The organism is Streptosporangium sp. NPDC048886 (assembly GCF_055586905.1).
Window position 1 is genome coordinate 271,465 of record NZ_JBVJHH010000001.1, and the last position, 24,745, is coordinate 296,209.

The 24,745-nt window shown below is 73.5% G+C and carries 16 protein-coding genes; 10 read left to right on the forward strand and 6 right to left on the reverse strand.

Features of this window, described 5'->3' with window-relative positions; translation table 11 throughout:
• Positions 1-5: 5 nt before the first annotated feature.
• Positions 6-650, forward strand: a complete 645-nt coding sequence (locus ACZ6R6_RS01190) for a M15 family metallopeptidase (protein WP_470089162.1) — start codon at positions 6-8, stop codon at positions 648-650.
• An 84-nt stretch (positions 651-734) separates the two neighbouring features.
• On the opposite strand, the gene ACZ6R6_RS01195 is transcribed toward ACZ6R6_RS01190, so the two are convergent.
• The 5 genes from ACZ6R6_RS01195 to ACZ6R6_RS01215 are packed head-to-tail and all read right to left on the reverse strand — an operon-like array spanning position 735 to position 10,789.
• Positions 735-2,561, reverse strand: coding sequence for a N,N-dimethylformamidase beta subunit family domain-containing protein (locus tag ACZ6R6_RS01195; protein ID WP_470089163.1), 1,827 nt, complete (start codon positions 2,559-2,561; stop codon positions 735-737).
• Positions 2,558-3,868, reverse strand: coding sequence for a condensation domain-containing protein (locus ACZ6R6_RS01200; protein WP_470089164.1), 1,311 nt, complete (start codon positions 3,866-3,868; stop codon positions 2,558-2,560). Before ACZ6R6_RS01200 ends, ACZ6R6_RS01195 begins: the two co-directional genes overlap by 4 nt.
• A 44-nt stretch (positions 3,869-3,912) precedes the next feature.
• Positions 3,913-4,167: an acyl carrier protein gene (locus ACZ6R6_RS01205; protein ID WP_451933199.1), complete on the reverse strand. Its 255-nt coding sequence runs from the start codon at positions 4,165-4,167 to the stop codon at positions 3,913-3,915.
• A 32-nt stretch (positions 4,168-4,199) separates the two neighbouring features.
• Positions 4,200-4,406 carry an MbtH family protein gene (locus ACZ6R6_RS01210; RefSeq protein WP_470089166.1) on the reverse strand — a complete coding sequence of 69 codons (207 nt, stop codon included), beginning with the start codon at positions 4,404-4,406 and terminating at the stop codon, positions 4,200-4,202.
• Entirely contained in the window at positions 4,403-10,789 is a 6,387-nt protein-coding gene (locus tag ACZ6R6_RS01215; protein ID WP_470089168.1) for an amino acid adenylation domain-containing protein, read from the reverse strand. Before ACZ6R6_RS01215 ends, ACZ6R6_RS01210 begins: the two co-directional genes overlap by 4 nt.
• Before the next feature lie 280 nt (positions 10,790-11,069).
• Between ACZ6R6_RS01215 and ACZ6R6_RS01220 the strand changes: the two genes are divergently transcribed.
• From ACZ6R6_RS01220 to ACZ6R6_RS01250, 7 genes are all read left to right on the forward strand, one after another.
• Positions 11,070-12,542, forward strand: coding sequence for a class I adenylate-forming enzyme family protein (locus ACZ6R6_RS01220; RefSeq protein ID WP_470089170.1), 1,473 nt, complete (start codon positions 11,070-11,072; stop codon positions 12,540-12,542).
• Positions 12,539-13,879, forward strand: a complete 1,341-nt coding sequence (locus ACZ6R6_RS01225) for a condensation domain-containing protein (RefSeq protein ID WP_470089172.1) — start codon at positions 12,539-12,541, stop codon at positions 13,877-13,879. Before ACZ6R6_RS01220 ends, ACZ6R6_RS01225 begins: the two co-directional genes overlap by 4 nt.
• Before the next feature lie 3 nt (positions 13,880-13,882).
• Complete coding sequence (locus ACZ6R6_RS01230) at positions 13,883-14,113, forward strand: phosphopantetheine-binding protein (RefSeq protein ID WP_470089174.1); 231 nt, start codon at positions 13,883-13,885, stop codon at positions 14,111-14,113.
• On the forward strand, positions 14,106-15,023 hold the full coding sequence (locus ACZ6R6_RS01235; RefSeq protein ID WP_470089175.1) for a thiamine pyrophosphate-dependent dehydrogenase E1 component subunit alpha: 918 nt from the start codon (positions 14,106-14,108) through the stop codon (positions 15,021-15,023). The genes ACZ6R6_RS01230 and ACZ6R6_RS01235 overlap by 8 nt, the downstream gene beginning before the upstream one ends.
• Entirely contained in the window at positions 15,020-16,003 is a 984-nt protein-coding gene (locus ACZ6R6_RS01240; RefSeq protein ID WP_470089177.1) for an alpha-ketoacid dehydrogenase subunit beta, read from the forward strand. The genes ACZ6R6_RS01235 and ACZ6R6_RS01240 overlap by 4 nt, the downstream gene beginning before the upstream one ends.
• The gene (locus ACZ6R6_RS01245; RefSeq protein WP_470089179.1) at positions 15,996-17,159 is read left to right on the forward strand and encodes a 2-oxo acid dehydrogenase subunit E2; all 1,164 of its coding nucleotides are present in this window, start codon (positions 15,996-15,998) and stop codon (positions 17,157-17,159) included. The genes ACZ6R6_RS01240 and ACZ6R6_RS01245 overlap by 8 nt, the downstream gene beginning before the upstream one ends.
• A gap of 68 nt (positions 17,160-17,227) precedes the next feature.
• Positions 17,228-22,735 (forward strand): amino acid adenylation domain-containing protein, encoded by a 5,508-nt coding sequence (locus ACZ6R6_RS01250; protein ID WP_470089181.1) that lies wholly within the window; start codon positions 17,228-17,230, stop codon positions 22,733-22,735.
• Between the two features lie 181 nt (positions 22,736-22,916).
• Here ACZ6R6_RS01250 and ACZ6R6_RS01255 read toward each other — a convergent pair whose 3' ends face one another.
• Positions 22,917-23,444 carry a MarR family winged helix-turn-helix transcriptional regulator gene (locus tag ACZ6R6_RS01255; RefSeq protein WP_470089183.1) on the reverse strand — a complete coding sequence of 176 codons (528 nt, stop codon included), beginning with the start codon at positions 23,442-23,444 and terminating at the stop codon, positions 22,917-22,919.
• 113 nt (positions 23,445-23,557) lie between these two features.
• On the opposite strand from ACZ6R6_RS01255, the gene ACZ6R6_RS01260 reads away from it, so the two are divergent.
• Together ACZ6R6_RS01260 and ACZ6R6_RS01265 are read left to right on the forward strand one after the other, a co-directional pair.
• Positions 23,558-24,448 (forward strand): EamA family transporter, encoded by an 891-nt coding sequence (locus tag ACZ6R6_RS01260; RefSeq protein ID WP_470089185.1) that lies wholly within the window; start codon positions 23,558-23,560, stop codon positions 24,446-24,448.
• Between the two features lie 93 nt (positions 24,449-24,541).
• On the forward strand, positions 24,542-24,739 hold the full coding sequence (locus ACZ6R6_RS01265) for a hypothetical protein (protein WP_470089187.1): 198 nt from the start codon (positions 24,542-24,544) through the stop codon (positions 24,737-24,739).
• Positions 24,740-24,745 lie beyond the last annotated feature (6 nt).

Here is a 24,745-nt window from a genome sequence, read left to right on the forward strand (position 1 = left end):
CCGCTATGCGAGACATCGTGCTGATCTCCGACCCCCGGGTCGCCGCGATCCCCGTCGAAGAGTCCGGGGAGCGGCTGGCCGACGTGCGCGGACGGCTGCGGGTGGACAGGCGGCTGGCCGACTCCGAGGGGGCCTTCGCCCACCTGCGGCAGGGGCTGCTGACCCGGCTGGAGGGCGCGCAGGCGCAGCTCCCGCCGGGCTACCGGCTGCTGGTCGTGGAGGGCTACCGGCCGCTGGTGATGCAGCAGCGGATCTTCGAGGAATACTCGGCGGAGCTGCGGGTGGTCTTCCCGGAGATGTCGCCCGAGGAGATCTGCGTGGCGGCGAGCCGCTACGTCTCGCCGGTCGAGGTCGCCCCGCACACCGCGGGAGCTGCGGTGGACCTGACCCTGTGCACCGACGACGGGGACGAGCTCGACATGGGCACCCCGCTCAACGCCACCCCCGAGCAGAGCGGGGGCGCCTGCTACACCGACGCCCCCGGCCTGTCGTCCGAGGCCCGCCACCACCGCCGGCTCCTCGGCGCCGCCCTGACGACGGCCGGCCTGGTCAACTACCCCACCGAGTGGTGGCACTGGTCCTACGGCGACCGCTACTGGGCCATGACCACCGGGGCCGCCTCCGCCGTGTACGGCCCCACCTCCCTCTGAGCTGCCGAGCCGCGCCCTCCCTCCGGGCCCTGGCCCCCGCCGGGTGCTGGGCCCCGCCTTCCGGACCTTGAGCCGCGCCTTCCGCTACAGGTCGGGGACCGGGACGCGCCAGCGGAGGGGGTGGCCCGGGGCGGTGCCGATCAGCCGGCCGGCGTGGGCGGTGAGGACGGTGCAGCCGCCCGCCTCGCACAGGTCGCTCCACTCGGCGGGCGCCGCCACCGGCAGGCGCGTGCGGACGCGGCCCGCCGCGTCGGCGATGTAGAGGCGGCCGTTCATGGAGGTGAGCGCGGTGGCGTCGGTGCCGCCGCCGACCAGGGACCACTCGGAGGTCTCCGGAGGCAGCCGCCACAGGCCGCCGTCGGCGGTGGCGGCCCACAGGTCGCCGTCCACCAGGGCCAGCCCGACCCCGCCGGAAGGCGCCAGGCCGAGCACGGTCCAGGGGGAGGTGAGATCGGAGTCGCGGTAGACGAGCCGGCCGTCGCCGGTCAGGCCGTACAGGCCGATGGGCCTGGTGGTGGACGCCTCACGCGGGGTGGCCATGGCGACGACGCCGCCGCCGGAGCCCGCCCGGCGCCAGCGCAGGTTCTGGCCGGAGACCTCCCTGCGGTACAGCGAGCCGTCCTCGCCCACGCCGTAGAGCTGGGAGTCACACGCGGTCAGCGCCCGCAGGGAGCATTCGGGGCCGATGACCTCCCACCTGGCGGACGGGCGGGACAGCCGGTCCAGCACGTTGCGGGTGATCCGGTCCACGGCGGGGTCGTGCAGGGTGTTGCCCCAGTTCACGGTGGAGGCGGTGAACACCGTCCCGGCGCCGAGGCCGAAGACGCCCATGGTGGCCATGCCGCCCTGGCCGTAGCGGTGCCAGTGGCGCAGGTCGGCGGTGGCGAGGACGACGAAGGACGGCGGGGTGCCGTCGCGGCCGGTGGCCACCGGGACGCCGTCCACCTCGGTGAAGTCGCAGGCGTCGGTCTCGTAGCCGATGGCGCCCCGGCCGAACCTGTCGCCCTCGCCCAGCCCGGTCCCGTCGAAGACCCAGTGTTCGGGGAACCGGGTGGTGTAGGACTCCTCGTGCATCAGCTTCATGTACGGACCCCAGGTCCCGGCGCCGCGCCGGAAGCTGACCCCCGTCAGCGTGTTCTCCGGCCGGTTCACCGGCGCGCTGGACCACTCGACCGTGGTGAGCCCGGGCTCCACGGCGGCCATCGGGTCGGTGACCGCGTCGCGGTAGCAGACCATGGTCCGCCCGCCGTCCTCCAGCCGGAACTGCCACCAGCAGGTGTTGCCGGAGAACACCGCCAGGTTGCCGCCCCGGCGGACGAACTCCTCGACGCTGTCACGCATCCCCGCGGTCCAGTATTCGTCGTGGCCGTTGACCACCAGCAGCCGGTAGCCCGACAGGAGCGCCGAGCCGTCGTGCAGGTCCAGCCCCGAGCAGTAGTCCACCTCGTATCCGGCCGGGCCGAGCCAGCGCAGCATCCCCTCCTCCCAGCGCTCGGGCGGCGGGCCGCCGCCGGGCCGGTCGAAGGAGACCCGCGAGGCCCGGCCGGCCTGCTCGGTCCAGTAGATGGACTCGCCGGGGATGCCCGCCCGGTTGTACGCCTGCCAGGTCGGGAACGGGATCGACAGCAGGATCGGGGAGCGCGGGCGGGCGGCCCGCACCGCGAAGTAGACCTCGGAGACGTCGTCGTCGGCGGTGAACACCGCCCGGTAGAGCGAGCTCGGCAGGTCCGCGGGGACGTCGAGCGTCCACAGCGGCCCGCCGAACTCCGCGTCGAACACGGCCGTGTCCGCGCAGACGTCCTCCACCAGGACCGAGCCGCGCAGCGGGGCCCGGGAGGCGCGGGCGAGGTGGAAGCCGAGCGTGCCGCCCTGGACGCAGGAGGTGGCCTCGGCGTAGGCGTAGACCGTCATCCCACCGGCTCCAGCACCTCGCGGAACGCCGCCTCCACCAGCAGCGACTCCATGTCGCGCAGGTAGCGTTCCATGGCCGGCCGGGGCAGGTAGCGGGTGTCGGCGGTCAGCGAGACGCCCAGCCCGCCGGGCTCGCCGGTCACGTGCAGGCAGAAGCGGCAGTTGAGCCGCTCCTGGCTGAGCGGCCAGGTCAGGGCCGTCTCGTCCATCGCCTGCCGTACCGTCCGCTCGTCGTGGGAGGCGTCCACCCGGTCGATGAAGCGCATGTCGTTGAAGCAGCAGTAGGGGTGGATCCCGGTGCCCCGTTCCCGGCTGATCCGGGCGGTCAGCCGGTCCCGGTCGCCCGGGTCGTGGTAGGCGGAGCGGTAGGCGCGCAGCGCGGCCGGCTTGGCCGCCCGCAGCAGGTCGGCGAAGGCGGCGCCGCCGCGCAGGTCCAGCACGAACAGGCCCTCCTGGGAGAGGGTGGTGACCGCGTTCGCGGTGTCGCCGCGGAAGCGGTTGCCCACGATCGGCAGCATCGCGCACACGTCGTGCCCGGTCACGGCCCCGACCAGCACGGACGCGCCGGCCAGCAGCACGGTCGAGGTGCTCACGCCGTGTACGGCGGCGATCCGCTGGACGGCCAGGTCCATCGCCCGGGAGACGATCCGCGCCCGCCAGATGGGCGGGCCCTCCGGCACGGCCACGGGCCGGTCGAACATGGTCGGCGGGATCCGCCGGTAGCCGTCCTCCCAGTGCTCGGCGGCGGTCCGGGCGACCTTCAGCCCCCGCTCCGACCGCTGCCAGCGGGCCAGGTCCAGCGGCGAGGGCGGCGGCGGCCCGGCCACGGCCCCGCGGAGCAGCAGCAGCCGCAGGTCCGTGACCGCCGCCTCGGCGCCGAGGCCGTCGGCCGCCAGGTGGCAGAAGACGAGCACGATGTGGGTGACGGCCCCGTCGGCGACCACGAGGCCGACCCGGAGCGGCCACTCGTCCCCGTAGTCGAAGGCCCTGGCCGCCAGCGCCTCCAGCAGCCGGTCCGGATCACCGGCCGACACGGTGGCCGGGATGGCGCCGGAGGTCCCCAGCACCTGGGACGGCCCCGCCCCCAGCCTGGTCCGCAGCGACTCGTGCCGCTCCACCAGCGCGCCCAGAGCCGCGGCGGCCCGCTCCACGGTGAGCGGCCGGGCCCGCCTGGGCACGGCGAGCACGCGGCCGAAGTTGAAGTAGTGGTCGTCCGGCGCCGTCTTCTGGATCGTGTCCCAGATGGCCCGCTGCCCCCAGGTCAGCGGCGCCGTGTCCGATCGGCTCCCCGAGAACCGGATGTCCATGTGCCTCTCCTGTTCGAGACGTGCCGAGCACGTCCGCGAGGTGTTCAGGAGCCGGTGCGTCCGGCCCCGGCGATGTAGCGCTCCAGCGCGTCCAGGTCGTCCAGCAGGTCGAACCCGTCGCCCGACAGGTCGATCTCGACCCCGAACTCGGTCTCCACCGCGTCGATCAACCGCATCTGCGCCAGGGAGGTGACCCCCAGCGCCGACAGCGGGACCGTCGCGGCGAGCGCCTCCTTGGCCGTCACCGCGCCGTCCGACGCCGTGGCCACCATCGCGGCCAGCCGTTCCCTAACCACCATTGCGGGCTCCTGTCGTGTGCCGCGGGCCGTCGTCATTGGAGATCCAGATCCACTCGTGACACACCGCCGGCCTCCCTGGCGCTGCGCGGGCGCATGTCAGTCCAGACCTGGTCGATGTGGGCCAGGCACTCGTCCCGGCTCCCGGTGGCGCCCTCCTCCCGCCAGCCGTCCGGTAGCTCCCGGCCGGTGGGCCAGATCGAATACTGCTCCTCGTGGTTGACCACGACGCGGTGACTCATCCCAGCTCCCCTTCTCCTTGAGGCGTTTGCATGAGACGGGCGGCCTCCTCCTCCGACAGCCCGTCGAGCTCGGCGATCAGCAGCTCCTCCACCGCCGCCGCGAGACCGGCCACGGTGCTCCGCGCGAACAGGGTCCGGATCGGCACGTCCACCTCGACGAGGGCGCGCAGCCTGGCGATGACGCGGGTGGCCAGCAGCGAGTGGCCGCCCAGGGCGAAGAAGTCGTCGAAGGCGCCGATCTCCCCGATCCCCAGCACCTCGCCGAAGACGTCGGCCACCAGCAGCTCGGCGTCGCCGCGCGGGGCGGTCGCCGCCCCAGTCCTGGCCTCGGGCGCGGGCAGCGCGGCCCGGTCGAGCTTGCCGCTGCGGGTCAGCGGGAGGGCGTCGAGGCCGACCCAGAGCGCCGGGACCATGTAGGCGGGCAGCGCGCCGGCCAGGTGTCTGCCCAGCTCCTCGCCCGTGGCGGCGCCCACGACGTAGCCGACCAGGGTCTCCTGGTGTACGGCCACCGCCGCCTGGCCGACGCCGGGATGCGCCAGGATCCTGGCCTCGATCTCACCCAGCTCGACCCGGAAGCCTCTGACCTTGACCTGGTCGTCGTCGCGGCCGAGGAACTCCAGCCGCCCGTCGCTCCGCCAGCGGGCCCGGTCGCCGGTCCGGTAGATCCGTGAACCGCCGGGGCCGGGGACGAAGCGCCGCGCGGTCAGCGCGGGCCTGCCGAGGTAGCCCCGGGCGACCCCGGCCCCGGTCACGCACAGCTCGCCCGGCGCGCCCGGCGGCACGGGCTCGCCGTGGCCGTCCAGGACCATGACCCGGGTGCCGCCGATCGGGGTGCCGATCGGCGGCCTGCCGGGGGAGCCGTCCAGCTCGGCGGCCGTGGCGATGATCGTGGCCTCGGTCGGGCCGTAGGTGTTGACCAGCCGCACCCGGTCGCCGAAGCGCTCCCGCCAGCGGGCCACCGCCGCCTCGTGGACCTGCTCGCCGCCCAGGATCACCAGGCGCAGCGTCGGGGGCCAGGCGATCTCGTCGATCTGGTCGACCAGCGCGTGCCAGTAGGCCGTCGGCAGGTCCAGGACGGTGACCTGGTCCAGGTGGTCGGGCAGGGTGACGCCGCCGTCGGGCAGCAGCTCCAGCCGGGCCCCGGCGGCGAGGGTGGGGTAGATCTCCTCGGCGTGGGTGTCGAAGCTCAGCGAGGCGAACTGCACCACCCGGTCGCCGGGGCCCAGGCCGTACGCCTCACGCATCCACGTCACCCGCGCCGCGAGCCCCTCGTGCTCGACCACGACGCCCTTGGGCGTGCCGGTGGAGCCCGAGGTGTAGATCACGTAGGCGGCGGCGTCGCGCGGCGCGGGCTCCGGGACCCCCTGGTACGGCCCGGCCTCGGCCAGCACGTGGGAGGCCCCGCTGTCGGCCACCAGGAAGGCGAGCCGGTCCTCGGGGTAGTCGGGGTCGAGCGGGAGGTAGACGGCTCCGACCCGCCAGACGGCCAGCAGCGCGGCGACGGTGTCCGGGGTCCGGCCCAGGCGGACGCCGACCACGTCGCCGGGGGCGACGCCGCGCGCCTGCAGGAGCGCGGCCAGCCCGTCGGCGCGCGCGTCCAGCTCGGCGTAGGTGAGCAGGGTCTGCCCGCACCCGACGGCCACCGCGTCCGGCGTGCGCCGCACGGCCGCCGCGAACAGGTCCGGCACGGCGGTCGCCGGAGGCTGGGCCGGGCCCTCGGACAGGCGGCGGAGCAGGGCGTCGTCGTCCCCGGTGCGCAGTGGGAGGGCGGAGACCCGCTCGCCGGCGGCCCCGGGCAGCGCGGTCAGGAGCAGGCGGAAGCGGCCGGCCAGCCCCTCGACGGTGGCCCGGTCGAACAGCTCGGCGTCGTAGACCAGGGTGATCAGCAGCTCGTGCTCGTCCTGCCAGGCCTCCAGCATCAGTTCGAGCTTGGCCTGCCGCATGCCGTGCTCGAAGGCCGTGGTGGTCAGCCCGGCGAAGGCGTCGCGGGCGTGCCCGGAGTCCTGCGTGTGCAGGATGATCATCGTCTGGAACAGGGGCGTGCGGGTGAGGTCCCGCTCGGTCCGCAGGGCCGTCACCAGCTCCTCGAACGGGACGCCCTGGTGGGAGAAGGCGTCCAGGACGCCGATCTGGGTCTCGCGCAGCAGGTCGGCGAAGGTGGGGTCGCCCGACAGGTCGCCGCGCAGGACCAGGGTGTCGCTGAGGTAGCCGACGACCGGTTCGAGCTGGACCCGGTCCCGGCCCGCGGTGGCCGTGCCGACCAGGATGTCGCTCTGGCCGGTGTGCCGGGCCAGGAGCACCTGGTAGGCGGCGAGCAGGACCATGAACATCGTGGCGCCGTGCTCCCTGCCCAGCCGGGTCAGCGCGTCGGCCTCGCCGGAGCTCAGCCGGACCGTCACCACGTCGCCGCGCCGGGCGGCGCCCGCGGTGCGCGGCCGGTCGGTCGGCAGCTCCAGCGGGGTCGGGTCGGCGAGCCGGTCCCGCCAGTAGGCGAGCAGGCCGCCGGTGTCGCGCTCACGCTGCCAGCGGGCGACGTCGCCGAACTGGAGCGGCACCGGGGGCAGCTCCGCCCGGCCGGAGTAGAGATCCGACAGCTCGTCGAAGACGAGGTTGAGCGACCAGCCGTCGCCGAGGATGTGGTGCAGGACGAGGCACAGGACATGGTCGTCCTCGCCGATCCCGACCAGCGTGACCCGCAGGGGCGGCCGGGAGGCCAGGTCCGGGAAGGGCCTGTTGGTCAGCGCCGCGACGAGCTCCAGGGCCCCGGCCTCGCCCTCGGCGCCCACCCGGTCGACGGCGACCGGGCCGGGCGGGTCGACGACCGCGACGGGGGCGCCGTCCATCTCGGGGAAGCGGGTGCGCAGGCTCTCGTGGCGGGCCACCGTGCCGTCCAGGGCCCTGCCCAGGGCGTCCAGGTCCAGCGGGCCCCGCAACCGCCTGACCAGGCACATGTTGTAGGAGGCGTCGTCCGGGTCGAGCCGGTTGAGGAACCAGAGCCGCTCCTGGCCGGCCGAGAGCGGCGCGGTGGTCCCCGCCGGCCGCGGCCGGGGCCCGTCGGCCGGCCCGCCCCCGAGACGGCCCTCCCGTCCCGCCGGCCCGTCCCCGGAGCCGGCGGCATGCCCGGCCGGCCCGTCCCCGGTGCCGTCGGTCCGCCCGTCCGTCCCGTCCCCGGCGGCGTGTCCCGCCCGTCCTTCTCCGGGGCCGGCGGGCTCCGCGCCGTCGCCGACCAGCTCCGCCAGCGCGGCGACCGTCGGCCGCAGGAACACCTCACGGACGGGCACCTCCGTGCCGGACAGCGCCGACAGCCGCGCGGTGACCATGGTCGCCAGCAGCGAGTGGCCGCCGAGCGTGAAGAAGTCGTCGTCCGCGCCGACCTCGGCCACCCCGAGCACCTCGGCGAAGACCTGTGCGACCAGCCGCTCGCCCGGAGTGCGGGGGGCCCTCGCGTCCCGCCGGGACCCGCCCTCCGCGTCCGGCAGCGCGCCGCGGTCGATCTTCCCGTTCGGCGTCAGCGGCAACGCCTCCACCTCGACGAACACGCTGGGCACCATGTATCCCGGCAGTTCCCGCCTGGCGTGCTCGCCGATCTCGTCGAGGAGCCCGCGGGCGTCCGGAGCCGGTACGGCGAAGGCGACCAGCCGGTCCCCGCGCACGGCGACGACCGCCTGCCGTACGGCGGGATGGGCGTCGAGCACGGCCTCGATCTCGCCGAGCTCGATGCGGTGGCCCCGGAGCTTGACCTGGTTGTCGGTGCGGCCGAGGAACTCCAGGGCGCCGTCGCCCCGCAGCCGGGCGCGGTCCCCCGTGCGGTAGACGCGGGAGCCGCCGGGGCCGGGGACGAAGCGCTCGGCGGTCAGGGCGGGGCGGCCGAGATAGCCGGTCGCGACTCCCGCGCCGCCGATGAGCAGCTCGCCCGGGACCCCGATCGGGGCGGGAGCGCCGGTGGGGTCCAGGACGTGGACGGTGGTGTTGGCGATCGGGCGGCCGATGACGATCTCGCCGGGGTCCTCGGGGACCTCCCAGGCCGTGGACCAGATCGTGGTCTCGGTCGGGCCGTAGACGTTGACGAGCCGGTCCACCCGGGGACGCAGCTCGCGGGCGAGCTGCGCCGGCAGCGGCTCGCCGCCGGTCAGGCCCGTCACCCGGGGCAGGTCCCCGGTGAGCAGGACCCGCCACCCCGACGGCGTCGCCTGGACGTGGGTCACGCCCGCGTCCCGGACGAGCCGGGCGAGCCGGGCGCCGTCGCGGGCCGTCTCGGCGTCGGCGACGACCACCCGGCCGCCGGTCACCAGCGGCAGGTACAGCTCCAGGGCGGAGATGTCGAACGACAGCGAGGTCAGCGCCAGCCACGCGTCCCGCGGCGAGGACCCGACGAGTCCCCGCATCGCCAGCAGGAAGTTGGTCAGCGCCCGGTGCGGCACCACCACGCCCTTCGGGCGCCCGGTGGACCCGGAGGTGTACAGGACGTAGGCGGTGTCGCCGGGGCCGGGCCGCGGGAGCGCGGCGGTCGCGGGGGGAAGGTCGTCGAGGCCGGTCAGCACCAGCGCGGCCGCGGAGTCCTCGATCACGTACGAGACGCGGGCCTGGGGGTAGTCGGGGTCGACCGGCAGGTAGGCGGCGCCGCTCATCGCCACGCCCAGCAGCGCGACGACCATGTCCGCGCCGCGCTCCATCCGGACCGCGACCAGCGAGCCACGGCCGATGCCGGCGGCGCCCAGCCGGCCGGCCAGCTCCGCGGCCCGCCGTACCAGCTCCGCGTAGGTCACGGTGTTCACCACGGCGCGGCCGGGGGCGGCGGCCGGCCGGCCGGCGTGAGCAGGGGCCGGTTCCGCGGCGGCGTCCGGGGCCGGCTGTCCGGGGTGGGTCAGGGTCTGCACCGCGACGGCGTCCGGGGTCGCGGCGGCCTGCTCCAGCACCAGGTCGACCAGCGTCACGCCGGGCAGCTCGGCGCCGGTCCCGTTCCACTTCTCCAGCAGTGCGAGCTCGGCCTCCGGCAGCATCCGCAGCGAGCCCACCGGCGCCTCGGGGTCGGCCACGGCGGCCGCGAGCAGCTCCTGGAAGCGGGCGACCATCCGCTCCACGCTCTCGCGGTCGAACAGGTCGGTGCTGTAGACCACGCTGCCGAGCAGGTGGCCGTCGTGGGCGGGGGAGATGTCCACCGACAGGTCGAGCCGGGCCCGGGACCAGCCGTGCGGGAAGGGCGTGGCGGTCAGGCCGGGCAGCGGGTCGACCCACTCGCCGTGGGTGTGGAAGGCGAACAGGGTCGCGAACAGCGGGGTGCGGCTGAGGTCCCGCTCCACGTCCAGCTCCGCCACGAGCCGTTCGAAGGGGACGTCCTGCCGGGAGAGCGCGTCCAGCACGACCCGCCTGGTGCGCTTGAGCAGCTCGCCGAAGGTGGGGTCGCCGGACAGGTCGCAGCGGAGGGCCAGCGTGGTCGACAGGAAACCGATCATGGTCTCCAGCTCGGTGCTGTCGCGGCCGGCCGACGGGGTGCCCACGCAGAAGTCGCTCTGGCCGGTGTGCCGGGCGAGCAGGACCTGGTAGGCGGCGAGCAGCACCATGTACGGCGTGCAGCGGGCGCGGCGGGCCAGGTCCCGGACGGCGTCGGCCAGGTCGGCGTCGATCCGGAAGTCCACCTCGCCGCCGGCGCCGCTGCGCTGGACGGGACGTGGCCGGTCGGTGGGCAGTTCGAGGGGCGGCACCCCGGTCAGCCGCTCGACCCACCACTGGAGGCCGGAGTCCGCCGCGTGCCGGCGGCGGGCGTGCTCGCCGTACTGGAGGGGCAGCTCGGGCAGCGGGGCGGTGCCGCCGCTGCCGTAGTGGAGGGCCACCTCGGAGCGGAGCACGTTCAGTGACCAGCCGTCGCCGTTGATGTGGTGCAGGACGACGCAGAGCACGTGCTCGTCGGGTCCGAGACCGATCAGCGCGACCCGGAACGGGGGCGCGGCGGACAGGTCGAAGGCCGTGTTGGTGAGCATGGAGACCAGGCCCAGCGCCTCCTGCTCGTCCCCGGCCGTCAGCCGCTCCAGCGTCACGGGCGCGGGCGGGTCGACGATCGCCAGCGGCTCTCCGGACACCTCCCGGAACCGGGTCCGCAGGCTCTCGTGCCGGGCCGCCACGGCGGTGAACGCGGCCTCCAACGCGACCGTGTCAAGACGGCCTTTCAACCTGTAAACATAGGATGTGTTGTAGGCCGAGTCGCTTGGATCGAGCCGGTGGAGAAACCACAGCCGTTGCTGTCCGTACGACAGCGGGTATTCCGTCGCAGGTCGGCCGGGGGAAACGGTCTCTGGCTGAGGCACGCAGAGCTCCTTCGTCGGCCGCGGGCCCGCATTCGCGCGATGGCGCCTGAAAATGGGTATGCGGAGGCCCGCTCCGCGCATATTTGCCGAGTTGAGCACGTAATGGGAAAAGTTTCTTTCTGGAAAGAAACCTTTCAGTTAGTTCCGGGTGGTTAGTGTTACACCTCCGACCGGGGTGCGCAAGGCCCTGTGTGGCAGGGGTTTCCGGCGTTCTCGCGAACCTCGGCAAAGGGCTTGCGCTGCTGTGGCGATCATGTAAGACTGACGCTCGTTTTAGAATAGTAAAGATTCTTTCCTGTTGTGACTCAGGCGCCCGCATGCGCTGAGTTCATATACATCCGATCTTTATTGGGAGGTTCACATGGTGAACCTGACCGTCCCCCAATTGCTCAGAGACCGAGCCTCCACCGACCCCGACGGGGTCGCGCTGATCGTGCACGGCTCGGATCCGCTCACCTATCGCCAGTGGCACGAGCGGTCCGCCGTGATCGCGAACAGCCTGGTGGCGCGGGGTGTCACCAGGGGCGATCGGGTGGGCCTGGTCTTCGGGAGCGCCGACTGGGCGGACTACGCCGTGGCGTTCTGCGGGGTGCTGGCGGCCGGGGCGGCCGCCGTGCCGCTGTCGGACCGCCTCGCCCCCGCTGATCTGCGCTTCATGCTGGAGCACTGCCGTGCGAGCGGAACCGTCCACGCCGGCGGGCTCACCGTGCCCGAGGCCGGCTGGAGCGCCACGGTCGCCGAGCTGCGGGCCGAAACGTCCTATGAGCAGAGCGGGGCGGCCCACGAGATGACCCGTCCCGCCCCCGGAGACCTCGCCCAGATCCTCTACACCTCCGGGACCACGGGCCGCCCCAAGGGCGTGTCGGCCACCCACGCCAACCTGGCCTACGGCTGCGGTGCCAAGCGGCGTCCGTTCGCGCACTCCAGGCATCTGCTCCACGCCTTCCCGATCGGCACGAACGCCGGTCAGGCCATGCTGATCAACGCGCTCGACGCCCACCCGGCCGTGGTGACGCTGCCGCGCTTCACCCCGGGCCGGTTCGCCGCGCTGGTCGAGTCCTACCGGGCCGGGACGGTCTTCCTCGTCCCCGCGATGGCCATCGAGCTGATCAACGCCGGGGTCGGCGAACGCTACGACCTGTCCAGCGTGCTGCTGCTCGGCTCGGCCGCCGCGCCGCTGCCCTCGGCCGTCGCCCAGGCCCTCGCCACCGCCTTCCCCAAGGCGACGATCACCAACTACTACACCTCGACCGAGGCCGCCCCCGCTCAGACGATCATGATGTTCGACCCGGACCGGCCGGGGAGCGTCGGCCGCGCGGTGGCCGGGGGACAGGTCAGGATCGCCACCGCCGAAGGCGCTCCGCTCCCCCAAGGGGAGACCGGTGAGGTCTGGATGCGGTCCCCGGCGGCGCCGCGCGCCTACTACGGCGACCCGGAGAGCGGGACCTTCCGCGACGGATGGGTGCGGATGGGGGACCTCGGCCGCATCGACGCCGACGGCTACCTCTACCTCGTCGACCGGGAGGGCGACGTGGTGAAGTCCGGCGCCTACAAGGTCTCCACGATCCACGTCGAGGAGGCCGTCTACCAGCACCCGGCCGTGGTCGAGGCGGCCGCCTTCGGGGTCCCGCACCCCGTGCTCGGCACCGTCGTCGCCGTCACCATGGTGACCCGCGTCCCCCTCACGCCCGAGGATCTGCGGATCTTCCTCAAGGACCGGCTCGCCCCGCACGAGCTGCCCGCCCACGTGACCACCGCCGACGCGCTGCCCCGCAACAACGGCGGCAAGGTCGACAAGCGGGCCCTGCGCCGGACCCTGGAGGACGCCCGATGACCGGCGGCGCGGCCTCCGCCGGGCAGGGGACGGCCGAGGTCACCTTCACCCAGCAGGGGATGTGGGTCACCGAGCAGACCGTGAAGGTAGGCACCGCCTACCACATGCCGCTGCTCGTCCATCTACGCGGCGAGCTCGACACCGCGGCGCTGCTGGCCGCCTGCGCGGCCGTCGTGGAGAGGCATCCGGTGCTGCGCGGCGTGGTGGCGGAGGTGGGCGACGAGCTGCGGCTCGTGCCCGGCGCCGAGGTCCCCGTACGGCGGGCGGCCGGCTCCCCGGCAGGTCCGGCGGACGGTCTCCGGGACGGTCCGCTCACCGGTCCGGGAGGTCCGGCGGGTGGCCCGCCGGACGGGCCGTCCAGCGGTCCGGCGGGCGGGGAGGGCGTGGACGCGGCGGTGCGGGAGGAGATCCTGCGCCCCTTCGACCTGGAACGCGGTCCCCTGGCCAGGTTCACCCTGTTCGAGACCGGCCCCGGGCGGCACCTGCTCGTCTTCGTCGCCCACCACCTGGTCTTCGACGGCCAGTCCAAGGACATCCTGGTCAGCGACCTGGCCGCCTTCTACAACGGCGAGCGGCCGCCCCCGCTGCCCGCGATCGACCACGGCCGCGCCGAGCGCGACCGGGTGGCGGCCCTGCTCCCGGCCGCGAAGGAGTTCTGGAAGCCCCGGTGGCGCGATCCGGGCGAGACCGTGCTGCTCGGCCGGGCGCTGCGGTCCCGGCGGGCGGGGGAGGGGCGGGTGCTGCGGATCACCGCCGACCCGTCGGTCCCCGGGCTCACCCGGTTCGAGGTGCTGCTGGCCGCCCTGCACGTCCTGCTCTCCGGGTACGGCAACGCCGAGGTGACCACCGCCGTCGACCTGTCCACCCGGCCCGCCGAGGCGGCCGGCCACATCGGCCTGTTCGTCAACGAGCTCCCGGTCGCCTCCGCCCCCTCACCGGAGACGACCTTCCGGGCGTTCGCCACCGCGCTCCGCGCCGAGCTGCGCGAGGTCTACCGGTTCCGGCAGGTGCCGCTGACCCGAGCGATGCCCCGCATCCGGCCGCACGCCGCGCTGGTCCCCGTCTCGGTCAGCTACCGCACCCGGCACGGCGCCGACCCGGTGTTCGCCGGCCTCGACGCCTCGGTGGAGTGGACGGTCTTCAACCACGCGGTCCGCGGAGCGCTGCACCTGCAGTGCGTGGACGGTCCCGGCGGCCTCACGATCAGCCTGCGTCACGACCCCGAGGCGGTCCCGGACGCCGCGAAGGCGGCCGCCGACCTGCGTCTCCTCCTGGAACGCGCCACACACGACCCCGACCTGACGCTGAACGAAATACTGAACGAAATTCTGGAGTAAGAGATGGGTTCCGTCACCACCCTCACCGACCAGGTACGCGAGATCTGGGAGGAAGTCCTGGGCATCTCCCCGATCGACGACCACGACGACATCTTCGACCTGGGCGGCCACTCCCTGACCATCACGCAGATCATCGCCCGGATGCGCAAGCGCCTGGACGTCGAGGTCTCCCTGGACGCCTTCTTCGACAACCCCACCATCGCCGGGATCGTGGAGTCACTCGGCGATGACTGAGACCCTCGACCGGCTCCGCCTGTCCCGTCTGGACGACGACGACCTGGAACTGCTGCTGCTGGTCCGGCACTTCGAGCTGAAACTCCTGGAACTGTACGGCAGGGGCGAGCTCAACGGCACCACGCACACCTGTCTCGGCCAGGAGTACGTCCCGGTGGCGCTGCGCCCGCTGCTCGGCCCGGACGACCACGTCTTCAGCAACCACCGGGGCCACGGCCACTACCTGTCCGCCTTCCGCGACCCGCACGGCCTGCTCGCCGAGATCATGGGCAGGGAGGGCGCGGTCTGCGGGGGCGTCGGCGGCAGCCAGCACATCCACCGCGACCGCTACCTGTCCACCGGCGTGCAGGGCGAGAGCCTGCCCGTGGCCGCCGGGGTCGCCCTCCACCTCAAGCGGTCCGAGCCCGGCGCGCTGGCCTGCGTCTACATCGGCGACGGCACCTGGGGCGAGGGCGCGGTCTACGAGGCGCTGAACCTCGCCGCGCTCTGGGAGCTCCCGCTGCTGCTGGTGGTGGAGAACAACGGCATCGCCCAGTCCACCCCGACCGCGTCGCACATGGCGGGCACCGTCGGGAGCCGGGCGGCGGCCTTCGGCATCCGGCACCACCTGGTCGTCTCCGGCGACGTCAACGAGATCCGGGCCTCACTCGGCCCGCTGGTCACCGAGGTGCGCGGGTCGCGGCCGCTGGTGGTGGAGTTCGTCACCCACCGGCTCGGCCCGCACAGCAAGGGCGACGACATCCGCCCGGCCGGCGCCGTGCGGGCCGCCAGGGACAACGACTGGTACGACCGCTACGCCCACGACCACCCCGACCAGTTCCACCGGCTCGACGGGCTGGTCAGAGCCGAGGTCCAGGCGATCGCCGACGAGGTCGCCGCCCGCCCGCCCGTCCGCTGGGAGGGGGCGTGAGAGTAGCCGAGAACCTGAACGCGGCCCTGCACGGACTGCTGGACGACGACCCCACCGCCTACGTGCTCGGCGAGGACATCACCGACCCGTACGGCGGCGCCTTCAAGGTCACCAGGGGCCTGTCGACCCGGTTCCCCGGCCGGGTGATCGGCACCCCGATCAGCGAGGGCGCCCTGACCGGCGTCGCGGCGGGCCTGGCGCTGACCGGCAACACCGCGGTGGCCGAGATCATGTTCGGCGACTTCGTGGCGCTCGCCTTCGACCAGCTCTGCAACTTCGCCAGCAAGTCGGTCTCCATGTACGGCCGGCGGTTGCCGCTGCGGATGGTGGTGCGCTGCCCGACCGGCGGCGGCCGGGGCTACGGGCCCACGCACAGCCAGAGCCTGCAGAAGCACTTCGTCGGGATGCCGGGGCTGTCGCTGTATGAGATGTCCCCCTTCCACGACAACCGCGCCGTGCTCGGCGCGATGCTGGAGCGGGGCGAGCCGTGTGTGTTCTTCGAGGACAAGGTCCTCTACACCCGGCAGATGGACCAGGTCGACCCGCTGTTCACGGTGCGCCGGGACGGGGATCCGGCCGTGGTCGAGCTCCGCGACCCGGGCGACCGGCCGGACTACGTGATCATCGCGCCGGGCGGGGTGGCGCACCGGGCCCTGGCCGCCATGCGGTCGCTGCTGGTGGAGCAGGAGGTCTCCGGCCGGCTGCTGGTCCCCTCCCGGCTCTACCCGCTGGACGTCGAGGCGCTGCTGCCGTACCTGGGGGAGGTCGTCCTCGTCGCCGAGGAGAGCACGGCGGGCGGCACCTGGGGCAGCGAGGTCGCCCATCTCCTGCACGGCCGCCTCTGGGACCGCCTGCGCGGCCCCGTCCGCCTCGTCCACTCCCGGGCCGGCGTGATCCCCACCGCCGCCCACCTCGAGAACGAGGTCCTGGTGGGGGAGTCCACGATCCACCACGCCGTACGAGAGGCCCTGCGTGGCTGACATCCGCGTACCCAAGCTCAACAACAACGACACCGAGTATCTGGTCGTGGAGTGGCTCGTCGAAGACGGCAAGCCCGTCCAGGCCGGAGACCCCGTCGCCGTCCTGGAGACCTCCAAGGCGGCCGACGAGCTGGAGGCCGCCGAGCCCGGCCACCTCCACCACGTGGCCGCGGCCGGCACCTGGGTCGCCCCCGGCGCCGTCCTCGCCCGGATCGCCCCCGAGGCCGCCCCCGCCCCGCCCGCCGGCGCCTCCGCCCCGCCCGCCGGCGCCTCCGCCCCGCCCGCCGGCGCGGACGTCCCGGCCGGGGGACCGGTCGTCACCGACCCCGCCCGGGCCCGGATGGCGGAGCTCGGCGTCACCTCCGCCCAGGTCGCCGCCCTGGGACTGTCCGTCGTCCGGCGCGCCGACGTGGAACGCCTGGCCGACTCCGGCTCCGGCCCCGCCGGCGGCGCCTCCGGGCGGGGCGGCGGGACGGCCTCCGGCGGGACGGTCTCCGACACCACGGCGGGCACGCACCGGCTCTCCCGGGTGCAGCGGGCCGTCGCGCGGGCGGTCACCACCTCGCACGGCACGATCCCCGCCGCCTACACCGTGGTGAAGTTCGACGTCGGGCCGCTGCTGGCGCGGACCAGGGGGCTGAGCAGGGAGGTCCGCAGGCCGGTCGGGCTGGCGGAGCTGACCGTCCAGGCCGTGGCCGCGCTGCATCCGGCCTTCCCGCTGTTCTTCGCCTCGGTCGACGGGGACCGGGCCGTGCTGGCGCGGGCTCCGCGCGTCGGGATCACCTTCGACATGGGCGAGGGCCTCTACGTGCCCGTCGTCCACGACACCGGATCGCTCAGGGAGATCGCCGACACGCTCATGCGCTACCGGCTGGCGGCCACCGAGGGCGGCTTCCGGGAGCGGGACCTCACCGGCGCGAACATCGCCGTCACCCTGCACACCGACGCCGACGTGACCCTCGCGATCCCCTTCGTCTTCCCCGGGACGGTCTGCGCGCTCGCGGTCACCTCGCCGCAGCCGGAGCTCGTCCTCGGCGAGGACGGTGCCGTGACGGCGAGGACCGTCGCGAACATCGGCCTCGCCTACGACCACCGGCTGATCAACGGCCGGGACGCCGCGCTCTTCCTCGCGGCCCTCCGGACGGAGCTGTGTTGACCTCCTGCCCGGTCCCCTCCCCGCGGCCACGGCCCGGGGACTCCACGCCTAAGGAATAAGGAATCCCGATGACCGAGACCGCGCTGTCGGACGCCAAGCGGGCGCTGCTCGCCCAGCGGCTCCGGCGCCGGGAGGAGTCCCGGACCGTCACGGCCCGGGCTCCGGGGACCGCCCCGCCCCTGTCCCACGCCCAGGAGCGCCTGTGGTTCCTGGAGCAGTACCGCCCGGGCACGACCACCTACACGGTCCCCGTCGCGGCGCGCCTACGCGGCGAACTGGACGCCGGCGCGCTGCGCCGGGCGCTGGACGAGATCGTCACGCGCCACGAGGCCCTGCGGACGCGCTTCCTCACCACCGAGGACGGCACCCCCGAACTCGTGGTCGACGACCCCCGGCCGGCGGAGCTGCGCGTCACCGAGGCGGCCGACCTGGACGCCGCGATCGAGCTGCTCGACGCCGACCTCGCCACCCCTTTCGACCTGGAGCACGGTCCGCTCTTCCGGACCGTGCTGGTCCGGCTCGCACCGGACGACCACGTGCTTCTCATCGCCGCGCACCACGCCGTCATCGACGGCTGGTCCACCGATGTGATCATCCGTGAGCTGCTCGCCCTGCACGACGGCGCGGTCCCGCCGCCCGCCCCGGTCGGCTACGGCGACTACGCCCTCTGGCAGCGCGGGCTCGACCACCGCCGGGAGATCGACCACTGGCGGGACCGGCTCGCCGGCCTGCCGGCCATCGAGCTCCCCACCGACCGGCCACGCCCGGCCGAGCAGGGCCACGCCGGGGCCGCCCTCGACGTCCGGCTGGACGCCGACCTCACCCGGCGGCTCACCGAGCTGGGCCAGGCCGCCGGCGCCACGCCGTACATGACGCTGCTGGCCGCCTTCCAGGTGCTGCTGGCCCGCTACTCGGGGCAGTCGGACTTCGCGGTCGGCTCCCCGGTCGCGGGCCGTGGCCTGCCGGAGCTGGACGGCGTCGTCGGCATGTTCGTCAACACGCTCGTGCTCCGCGCGGACCTGGCCGACGACCCGCCGTTCAGCGTGTTCCTGGAGCGCACCCGCGAGACCGCGCTGGACGCGTTCGCCCACCAGGAGCTCCCGTTCGACCGGCTCGTCAACGAGCTGAACGTGGTCCGCGACGTGAGCCGGTCACCGCTCGTCCAGGTCACGTTCGCGCTGCAGAACTTCAAGGCCGGCGAGGAGGACGGCCGGGTCTCCTACCTCGCCCTGCCGGCCAGGACCACCCGCTTCGACCTGGGCCTCTACCTGTTCGAGAGCCCCGACGGGCTGGTGGGGAACCTCACCTACAGCACGGCCCTGTTCGACCCGGAGAGCATGGAGCTGCTGGCGTCCCGGTTCGAGACGCTGCTGCGGTCGATCGTGGCGGACCCGCGGACGCGGGTCGGGGAGCTGTCCCTGCTCTCCGAGGAGGAGCGGGAGCGGGTCCTGGGCTTCGGGTCGAGCACCGCCCCCGCCCCCGCCGGCCACGACCTGCTCCACGACCTCGTCACCGCGCAGGCCGCGCTGACCCCCGGCGCCACCGCCGTGGTCTGCGGCGAGGAGTCCCTCACCTACGCCGGGCTCGACGACCGCTCCACCCGGATCGCCGCCCTGCTGAGGAGCCGGTACGGCGTCGGCCCCGACACCCGGGTCGGCGTCTTCCTGGAGCAGTCCACCGACCTGGCCGCGGCCGTCATCGGCGTCATGAAGGCGGGCGGCTCCTACGTCCCCCTCGACCCCAAGCAGCCCCGCGACCGGCTGGCCCACATGCTCGGCGACGCCGGAGCCGTCGCCGTCGTCACCACCTCCTCCCTCCGCGACCTGGTCCCGGGGACGCCGGTCGTCTGCCTGGACGAGGAGACTCTGCGGCACAGCGCGTTCGAGGCGCCCGCGGTCACGGCGGACCACCTGGCGTATGTGATCTACACCTCGGGAACGACCGGGCGGCCCAAGGGCGTCGGGGTGCAGCACCGGCAGGTGCTGAACTACCTGGCCGGGGTCAGGGAGCGGTTCGAGGTCGAGCCCGCGGCGGTCTACACGCTGCTGCAGTCGCTCTCGTTCGACTTCGGGGTGACGATCTTCTACCTGTCGCTCATGACCGGCGGCGAGCTGCACCTGGCCGACCCGCAGTCGCCGGTCGAGGAGCTGGCCGGGCAGCTCGGCCGTACCGACTACCTGAAGATGACCCCCTCCCACCTCGCCTCGCTGCTGGCCGACCCCGACGTCACCGACCCCGCCGAGCTGCTCCCGCGCAAGCTGCTCGTCCTCGGCGGCGAGGCGTCCAGGTGGAGCTGGGCGCGGGAGCTGAGCGCGCACACCACCGTGGTCAACCACTACGGCCCCACCGAGGCCACGGTCGGCATCTCCACCCACGCCGTCACCGGCGAGGCCGAGCGGGCGCTGAACCTCCCGATCGGCCGGCCGCTGCCCGGCGCCAGGGTCTACGTGCTGGACGAGTACCTGCGGCTGGTCCCGCCCGGCATGACCGGCGAGATCTACCTCGGCGGCGACCGGCTCGCCCGGGGCTACCTCGGGCAGCCCGGCCTGACGGCCGACAGGTTCCTGCCCGACCCGTACGGCGGGCCCAGCGCGCGCATGTACCGGACCGGCGACCTCGGCCGCTGGCTGCCCTCGGGAGACCTGTGCTTCCTCGGCCGCCGTGACCTCCAGGTGAAGGTCCGGGGCTACCGGGTGGAGCTGTCGGAGATCGAGTCGGTCCTCACCGGCCGGCCCGGTGTCGCGCAGGCCGTCGTCGAGCTGCGGGGGGACCGGCTGATCGGCTATCTCGTCGGAGAGCGGACCAGCGTGAGCGAGCTGCGCGCGGCACTCGGCGAGCGGCTCCCCGAATACATGATCCCTGGGCGGTTCGTCTGGCTGGACGAGCTGCCGCTGAAGTCGCACGGCAAGGTCGACCGGGCCCGACTGCCCGAGCCCGACGAGGAGCGGCCCGACCAGGAGGCCGGGTTCGTCCCGCCGGAGACGCCGGTGGAAGAGGCGATCGCGGCGGTGTGGGCCCAGGTGCTCGGCCTGGTCCAGGTCGGCGTGCTGGACGACTTCTTCGACCTGGGCGGACATTCGCTGCTCGCCGCACAGGTGGTCGCCCGCCTGCGGAAAGCTCTTCCCGCAGGCGGGCGCCAGGTCAGCATCCTGGACCTGTTCAAGCACCGGACCGTCCGCGAGCTGGCCCGGCTCGTCGAGGCCGGTGACGACGGCCCACGCATGCTCCTGCACCGGCTCACCCCGGCCCGCACCGCCACCTCGACCCTGGTCTGCGTGCCGTACGGCGGCGGCAGCGCGGCCATCTACCAGCCGCTGGCCGACGCCATGCCCGCGGGCTGGGCGCTGCACGCGGTCGCCGTCCCCGGTCAGGAGATGGGCCTGGTCGAGGAGACCCGGCCGGTGGCCGAGGTCGCGCAGGGCTGCGTGGAGGAGATCCTCGACGGGATCCGGGGGCCGCTGGCGCTGTACGGCCACTGCGGGCTCGGCGTCATGCTGACCGTGGAGATCGCCCGGCGTCTGGAGGCGGCGGGCCGGCCGGTCGAGGCCATCTACCTCGGCGGCATCTTCCCCTTCGCCCGGCCCGCCTCGACGCTGGCCTGGCTGTCGAACCTGACCGACCGCCTCCGCAGCGACCAGGTCTGGGCCAACGCCCTCCAGGCCGCCGGTCTCGACGTCGAGGACCTCGACCGCGACCAGCTCAAGCTGATGATCGACAACCGGCGCAAGGGCACTAAGGAGGCCGAGCGCTACTTCACCAGTCTGTTCGCCGAAGGCGTCGAGCCGCTCAGGGCGCCGATCATATCCGTGGCGGGCGAGCGCGACCCGGCCACCGAGTTCTACCAGGAGCGCTACCGTGAGTGGCATCTCCTCACCGACTCCACCGCCGTGGTCGTCCTGGACGAGGCCGGTCACTTCTTCCTGAAATACCGGGCCGAGGAGCTCTCCGCCATCGTCACCGGCACGCACCGGGCCATCGCCTCCGGCGAGACCGCCGCGCTGGGCCGTACGGACCGGTCCACCTGGTGGCTCGGCGGGGTCTCCGACCAGAGCGCGACCGGCCGGGCCACGTCCGTCCCGGACACCCCCGAGCAGACCACGTCGGAGATCCCCGAGCGGGCCGGGTCTGTCCCGGACGTCCCCGAGCAGGCCGGACCCGAGCGGGCCGGGCCGGGAGGCGGGGCGGTCCCGGCCGGGGGGCGGGGGCCGGAGCCCAGCATGAAGCGGTTCGCCACGGTGGCCGCGGGGCAGCTCGTCTCGATCGTCGGGTCGTCGCTGACCGAGTTCGCGGTCCCGCTGTGGATCTACGTCACCACCGGCTCACTCGCCAGGTTCGCCCTGTTCTCGGTCCTCGCGCTGGTCCCCGGCATGTTGGTCTCCCCGATCGCGGGCGCCCTCGTCGACCGCTACGACCGGCGCAAGGTCATGCTCGCCGGAGACGCCGGCGCGTTCGGCACCCAGCTCGCCCTCGGGATCCTGCTGTGGACCGGCAACCTGGAGGTCTGGCACATCTACCCGCTGCTGGTGCTGCTGTCGGTCGCGCTCACCTTCCAGCGCCTGGCCTACAACTCGGCCGTCCCCCAGCTCGTCCCCAAACGCTTCCTCGGCCACGCCAACGGCGTCGTCCAGATGGTGACCGGCACCGCCCAGCTCGTCGTCCCGCTGGTCGCGGTCGGCCTGATGGCCGTGATCGGTCTGGAGGGCATCCTCGTCCTGGACGTCGTCTCCTACGCCTTCGCCATCGCGGTGCTGCTGCTGGTCCGCTTCCCGAAGACGATGGCCTGGAAGCGCAGGGAGTCCCTGGTCTCCGAGATGGTGGAGGGGTGGAGGTTCTCCTGGGGCAGCCGGGGCTTCCGCGGCATGCTCTTCTTCTTCGCGGTGCTGAACGTCTTCCTGTCCCCGCTGTTCCTGCTCATCTCCCCGCTGGTCCTGGGCTTCGCCACGCTGCAGGACGTCGGCCGGATCTCCTTCGCCGGTGGCCTGGGCGTCTTCCTCGGCGGCCTGACCATGACCGTCTGGGGCGGCCCGCGCCGGCGGCGACTGCGCGGCGTGCTGCTGTCCACCGTGATCCTCGCCGTCTTCTGCCTGGTCACCGGCCTCCAGCAGAACCTGGTCGTGATCGCGGTCGGCGCGTTCGGCATGTCGTTCTGGCTGACCATGCTCAACGGCGTCTACGCCACGATCATCCAGGTCAAGGTGCCGCAGCGCTTCCACGGCCGGGTCATCGCGCTCAACACGCTGATCGCCTGGTCCACGCTGCCCATCGGCTTCGGCCTGGTCGCGCCGTACGGCAGCGCCCTGTTCGAGCCGCTGCTGCTGCCCGGCGGCCCGCTGGCCGACACGGTCGGCCTCGTGCTCGGCACCGGCGAGGGCCGGGGCGTCGGCCTGATGTACGTGCTGTTCGCGGTCGCCATCGCCGTAACCGCGCTGGTCGCGATGCGCACCCGGACGCTGTCGCGGTTCGACGTGGACGTGCCGGACGCGCTCCCGGACGACCTGGTCGGCTTCCAGACCCTGCAGCAGCGCCACGGACCGGCCGCGGAGCCGGCCGTCGAGGCGGTCGCCGTACGGAGGTGAGCCGCCCGCGCCCGCCGGCCCGGTCGTAGTACGGGGTCCGCGCCCGCCGTCCTGGTCAGATGTGATGTCCGCGCCCGCCGGCCCGGTCTCCATGGGCCGGGCCGGCGGGCGTGCGCGTCACAGGGACGCGGGCTCCCCCGGCGGCGCGGTGGTCCCGCCGGTCGGGCGACACCACCAGCCGCTACTCGCCCGGCAGCGTCCGGCCCAGCTTGCGCAGCAGATCGGTCAGGGTGCTCCGCTCGTCGGCGGTCAGCCCGGCCAGTAGTCGCGTCTCGTTCCGGACGTGCTGCTCGACCGCCTCGTCGATGAGCTCCCGACCCCGGTGGGTGAGCCGGATCAGCCGGCCCCGCGCGTCATCCTCGGCCGCTCGGCGACTGACCAGCCCGGCGCGTTCCAGCCGGTCGATCCGCTTGGTCACCGCCCCCGAGGTGACCATCGCCGAATCGCGCAGCTCGCCGGCGGTCAGCTCGAAGGGAGGGCCGGAGCGGCGCAGCGTGGCGAGCATGTCGAACTCGCCCCTGCCCAGGTCGTAGCGCTCGAAGACCCGGCACAGCCGCTCGTCCAGCGCCCAGTGCAGGCGGGCGATGCGTCCGATCACGTGCATCGGACTGGGGTCGAGGTCGGGCCGCTCCCGGCGCCACTGACCGACGATGCGATCAACCGCGTCGGCGTCGGTGCGCGAGGCGAAGGGGTCGATGTCCTGAGGCATGGTTTGACTATACCTTCCGCGGAAAGTAATGTATCTTCCACGGAAACTAACCGTCTGTCGCCTGGCGCCGGCGACTTCGGTGACCGGTGATTCGACACGGAGGGCGGTGTGGCATGAACAGCGGCCGGCAACTCCTTGCCGCGGGTGTGACGGCGCTGGCGCCGGCGATCTGGGGAAGCACCTATCTGGTGACGACGGAGTGGTTGCCGCCGGACCGTCCCCTGCTGGCCGCCACCGTGCGGGCGCTTCCCGCGGGCCTGGTCCTGCTGGCCGCCGCCCGCACGCTGCCGGCCGGGATATGGCTGTGGCGCGCCCTGGCGCTCGGAACGCTCAACATCGGCGCGTTCAACTTCCTGTTGTTCGTCGCGGCCTACCGCCTGCCGGGTGGTGTCGCGGCAATGATCATGGCGGTGCAGCCGATGCTCGTGCTGGTCCTTGCGGCGCTGCTCATCGGGGACAGGATTCGGTATACGCACGTGGCGGCCTGTGTCCTCGGCGCGGGCGGCGTCGTGTTGCTCGTGCTCAAGGGGGCGGCGGCACTGGACGCCGTCGGTGTGGCGGCGGCGCTGGCCGGAGCGGCCAGCATGGCGGCCGGCATCACGCTGACCAAACTGTGGGGACGCCCGGACGGGGTGGGGCTGCTTCCCTACACCGGCTGGCAGCTCACCGCGGGCGGACTCGTGCTGTTGCCCTTCACGCTGTCCGTCGAAGGGCTGCCGACCGCCATCAGCGGAACCAACATCATCGGGTTCGGCTATCTCATCTCCCTGGGCGCCGTCGTCAGCTATGCGATCTGGTTCCGCGGGATAGAGAGGTTGCCGGCACTGGCGGTCTCCTTCCTTGCCCTGGGCAGCCCGATCGTCGCGACCCTCCTCGGATATCTGTTCCTCCACCAGACGTTGTCGATTCTGCAGCTGGCCGGGATCGTGGTGATCATCGGTGCCGTGCTGCTCGCGCAACCCCGACCGGTCGGCCCGCGAGAGCTCCACCCGGTGACCACCTGACGGCGACAGCCCCGCGGCACCCGGAGCGGAACCACCGTGGACGGCGGGGGCGCTCATGATGACACCTGGGCGACACCCCGAGCGGGTCCATCGGTGTCCGGCGAAGAGATCCCGGACGTCATCGCCGCCGGCCGACCATTGGTGGCGACGGAATTCGACGTCATCATCCACGGCTCCTTCAACCCCATCACGCGTTCGCGTGCAGAGCTCGATGAACGCGGCCTGAAACACCGTGCTTCACCCTTCATCTGTTCATCTATTCATCTGTTCATCCGTAAGTCTGAAACCTGAGACAAC

What these genes read in the sequence shown, in the direction of transcription:
- ACZ6R6_RS01255 (WP_470089183.1), bottom strand. Translation starts at nt 23,444, where the DNA reads ATGCCTCAGGACATCGACCCCTTCGCCTCGCGCACCGACGCCGACGCG.
- ACZ6R6_RS01195 (WP_470089163.1), bottom strand. Translation starts at nt 2,561, where the DNA reads ATGACGGTCTACGCCTACGCCGAGGCCACCTCCTGCGTCCAGGGCGGC.
- ACZ6R6_RS01235 (WP_470089175.1), top strand. Translation starts at nt 14,106, where the DNA reads ATGACTGAGACCCTCGACCGGCTCCGCCTGTCCCGTCTGGACGACGAC.
- ACZ6R6_RS01225 (WP_470089172.1), top strand. Translation starts at nt 12,539, where the DNA reads ATGACCGGCGGCGCGGCCTCCGCCGGGCAGGGGACGGCCGAGGTCACC.
- ACZ6R6_RS01250 (WP_470089181.1), top strand. Translation starts at nt 17,228, where the DNA reads ATGACCGAGACCGCGCTGTCGGACGCCAAGCGGGCGCTGCTCGCCCAG.
- ACZ6R6_RS01220 (WP_470089170.1), top strand. Translation starts at nt 11,070, where the DNA reads ATGGTGAACCTGACCGTCCCCCAATTGCTCAGAGACCGAGCCTCCACC.
- ACZ6R6_RS01205 (WP_451933199.1), bottom strand. Translation starts at nt 4,167, where the DNA reads ATGGTGGTTAGGGAACGGCTGGCCGCGATGGTGGCCACGGCGTCGGAC.
- ACZ6R6_RS01210 (WP_470089166.1), bottom strand. Translation starts at nt 4,406, where the DNA reads ATGAGTCACCGCGTCGTGGTCAACCACGAGGAGCAGTATTCGATCTGG.
- ACZ6R6_RS01200 (WP_470089164.1), bottom strand. Translation starts at nt 3,868, where the DNA reads ATGGACATCCGGTTCTCGGGGAGCCGATCGGACACGGCGCCGCTGACC.
- ACZ6R6_RS01190 (WP_470089162.1), top strand. Translation starts at nt 6, where the DNA reads ATGCGAGACATCGTGCTGATCTCCGACCCCCGGGTCGCCGCGATCCCC.
- ACZ6R6_RS01230 (WP_470089174.1), top strand. Translation starts at nt 13,883, where the DNA reads ATGGGTTCCGTCACCACCCTCACCGACCAGGTACGCGAGATCTGGGAG.
- ACZ6R6_RS01260 (WP_470089185.1), top strand. Translation starts at nt 23,558, where the DNA reads ATGAACAGCGGCCGGCAACTCCTTGCCGCGGGTGTGACGGCGCTGGCG.
- ACZ6R6_RS01215 (WP_470089168.1), bottom strand. Translation starts at nt 10,789, where the DNA reads ATGCGCGGAGCGGGCCTCCGCATACCCATTTTCAGGCGCCATCGCGCG.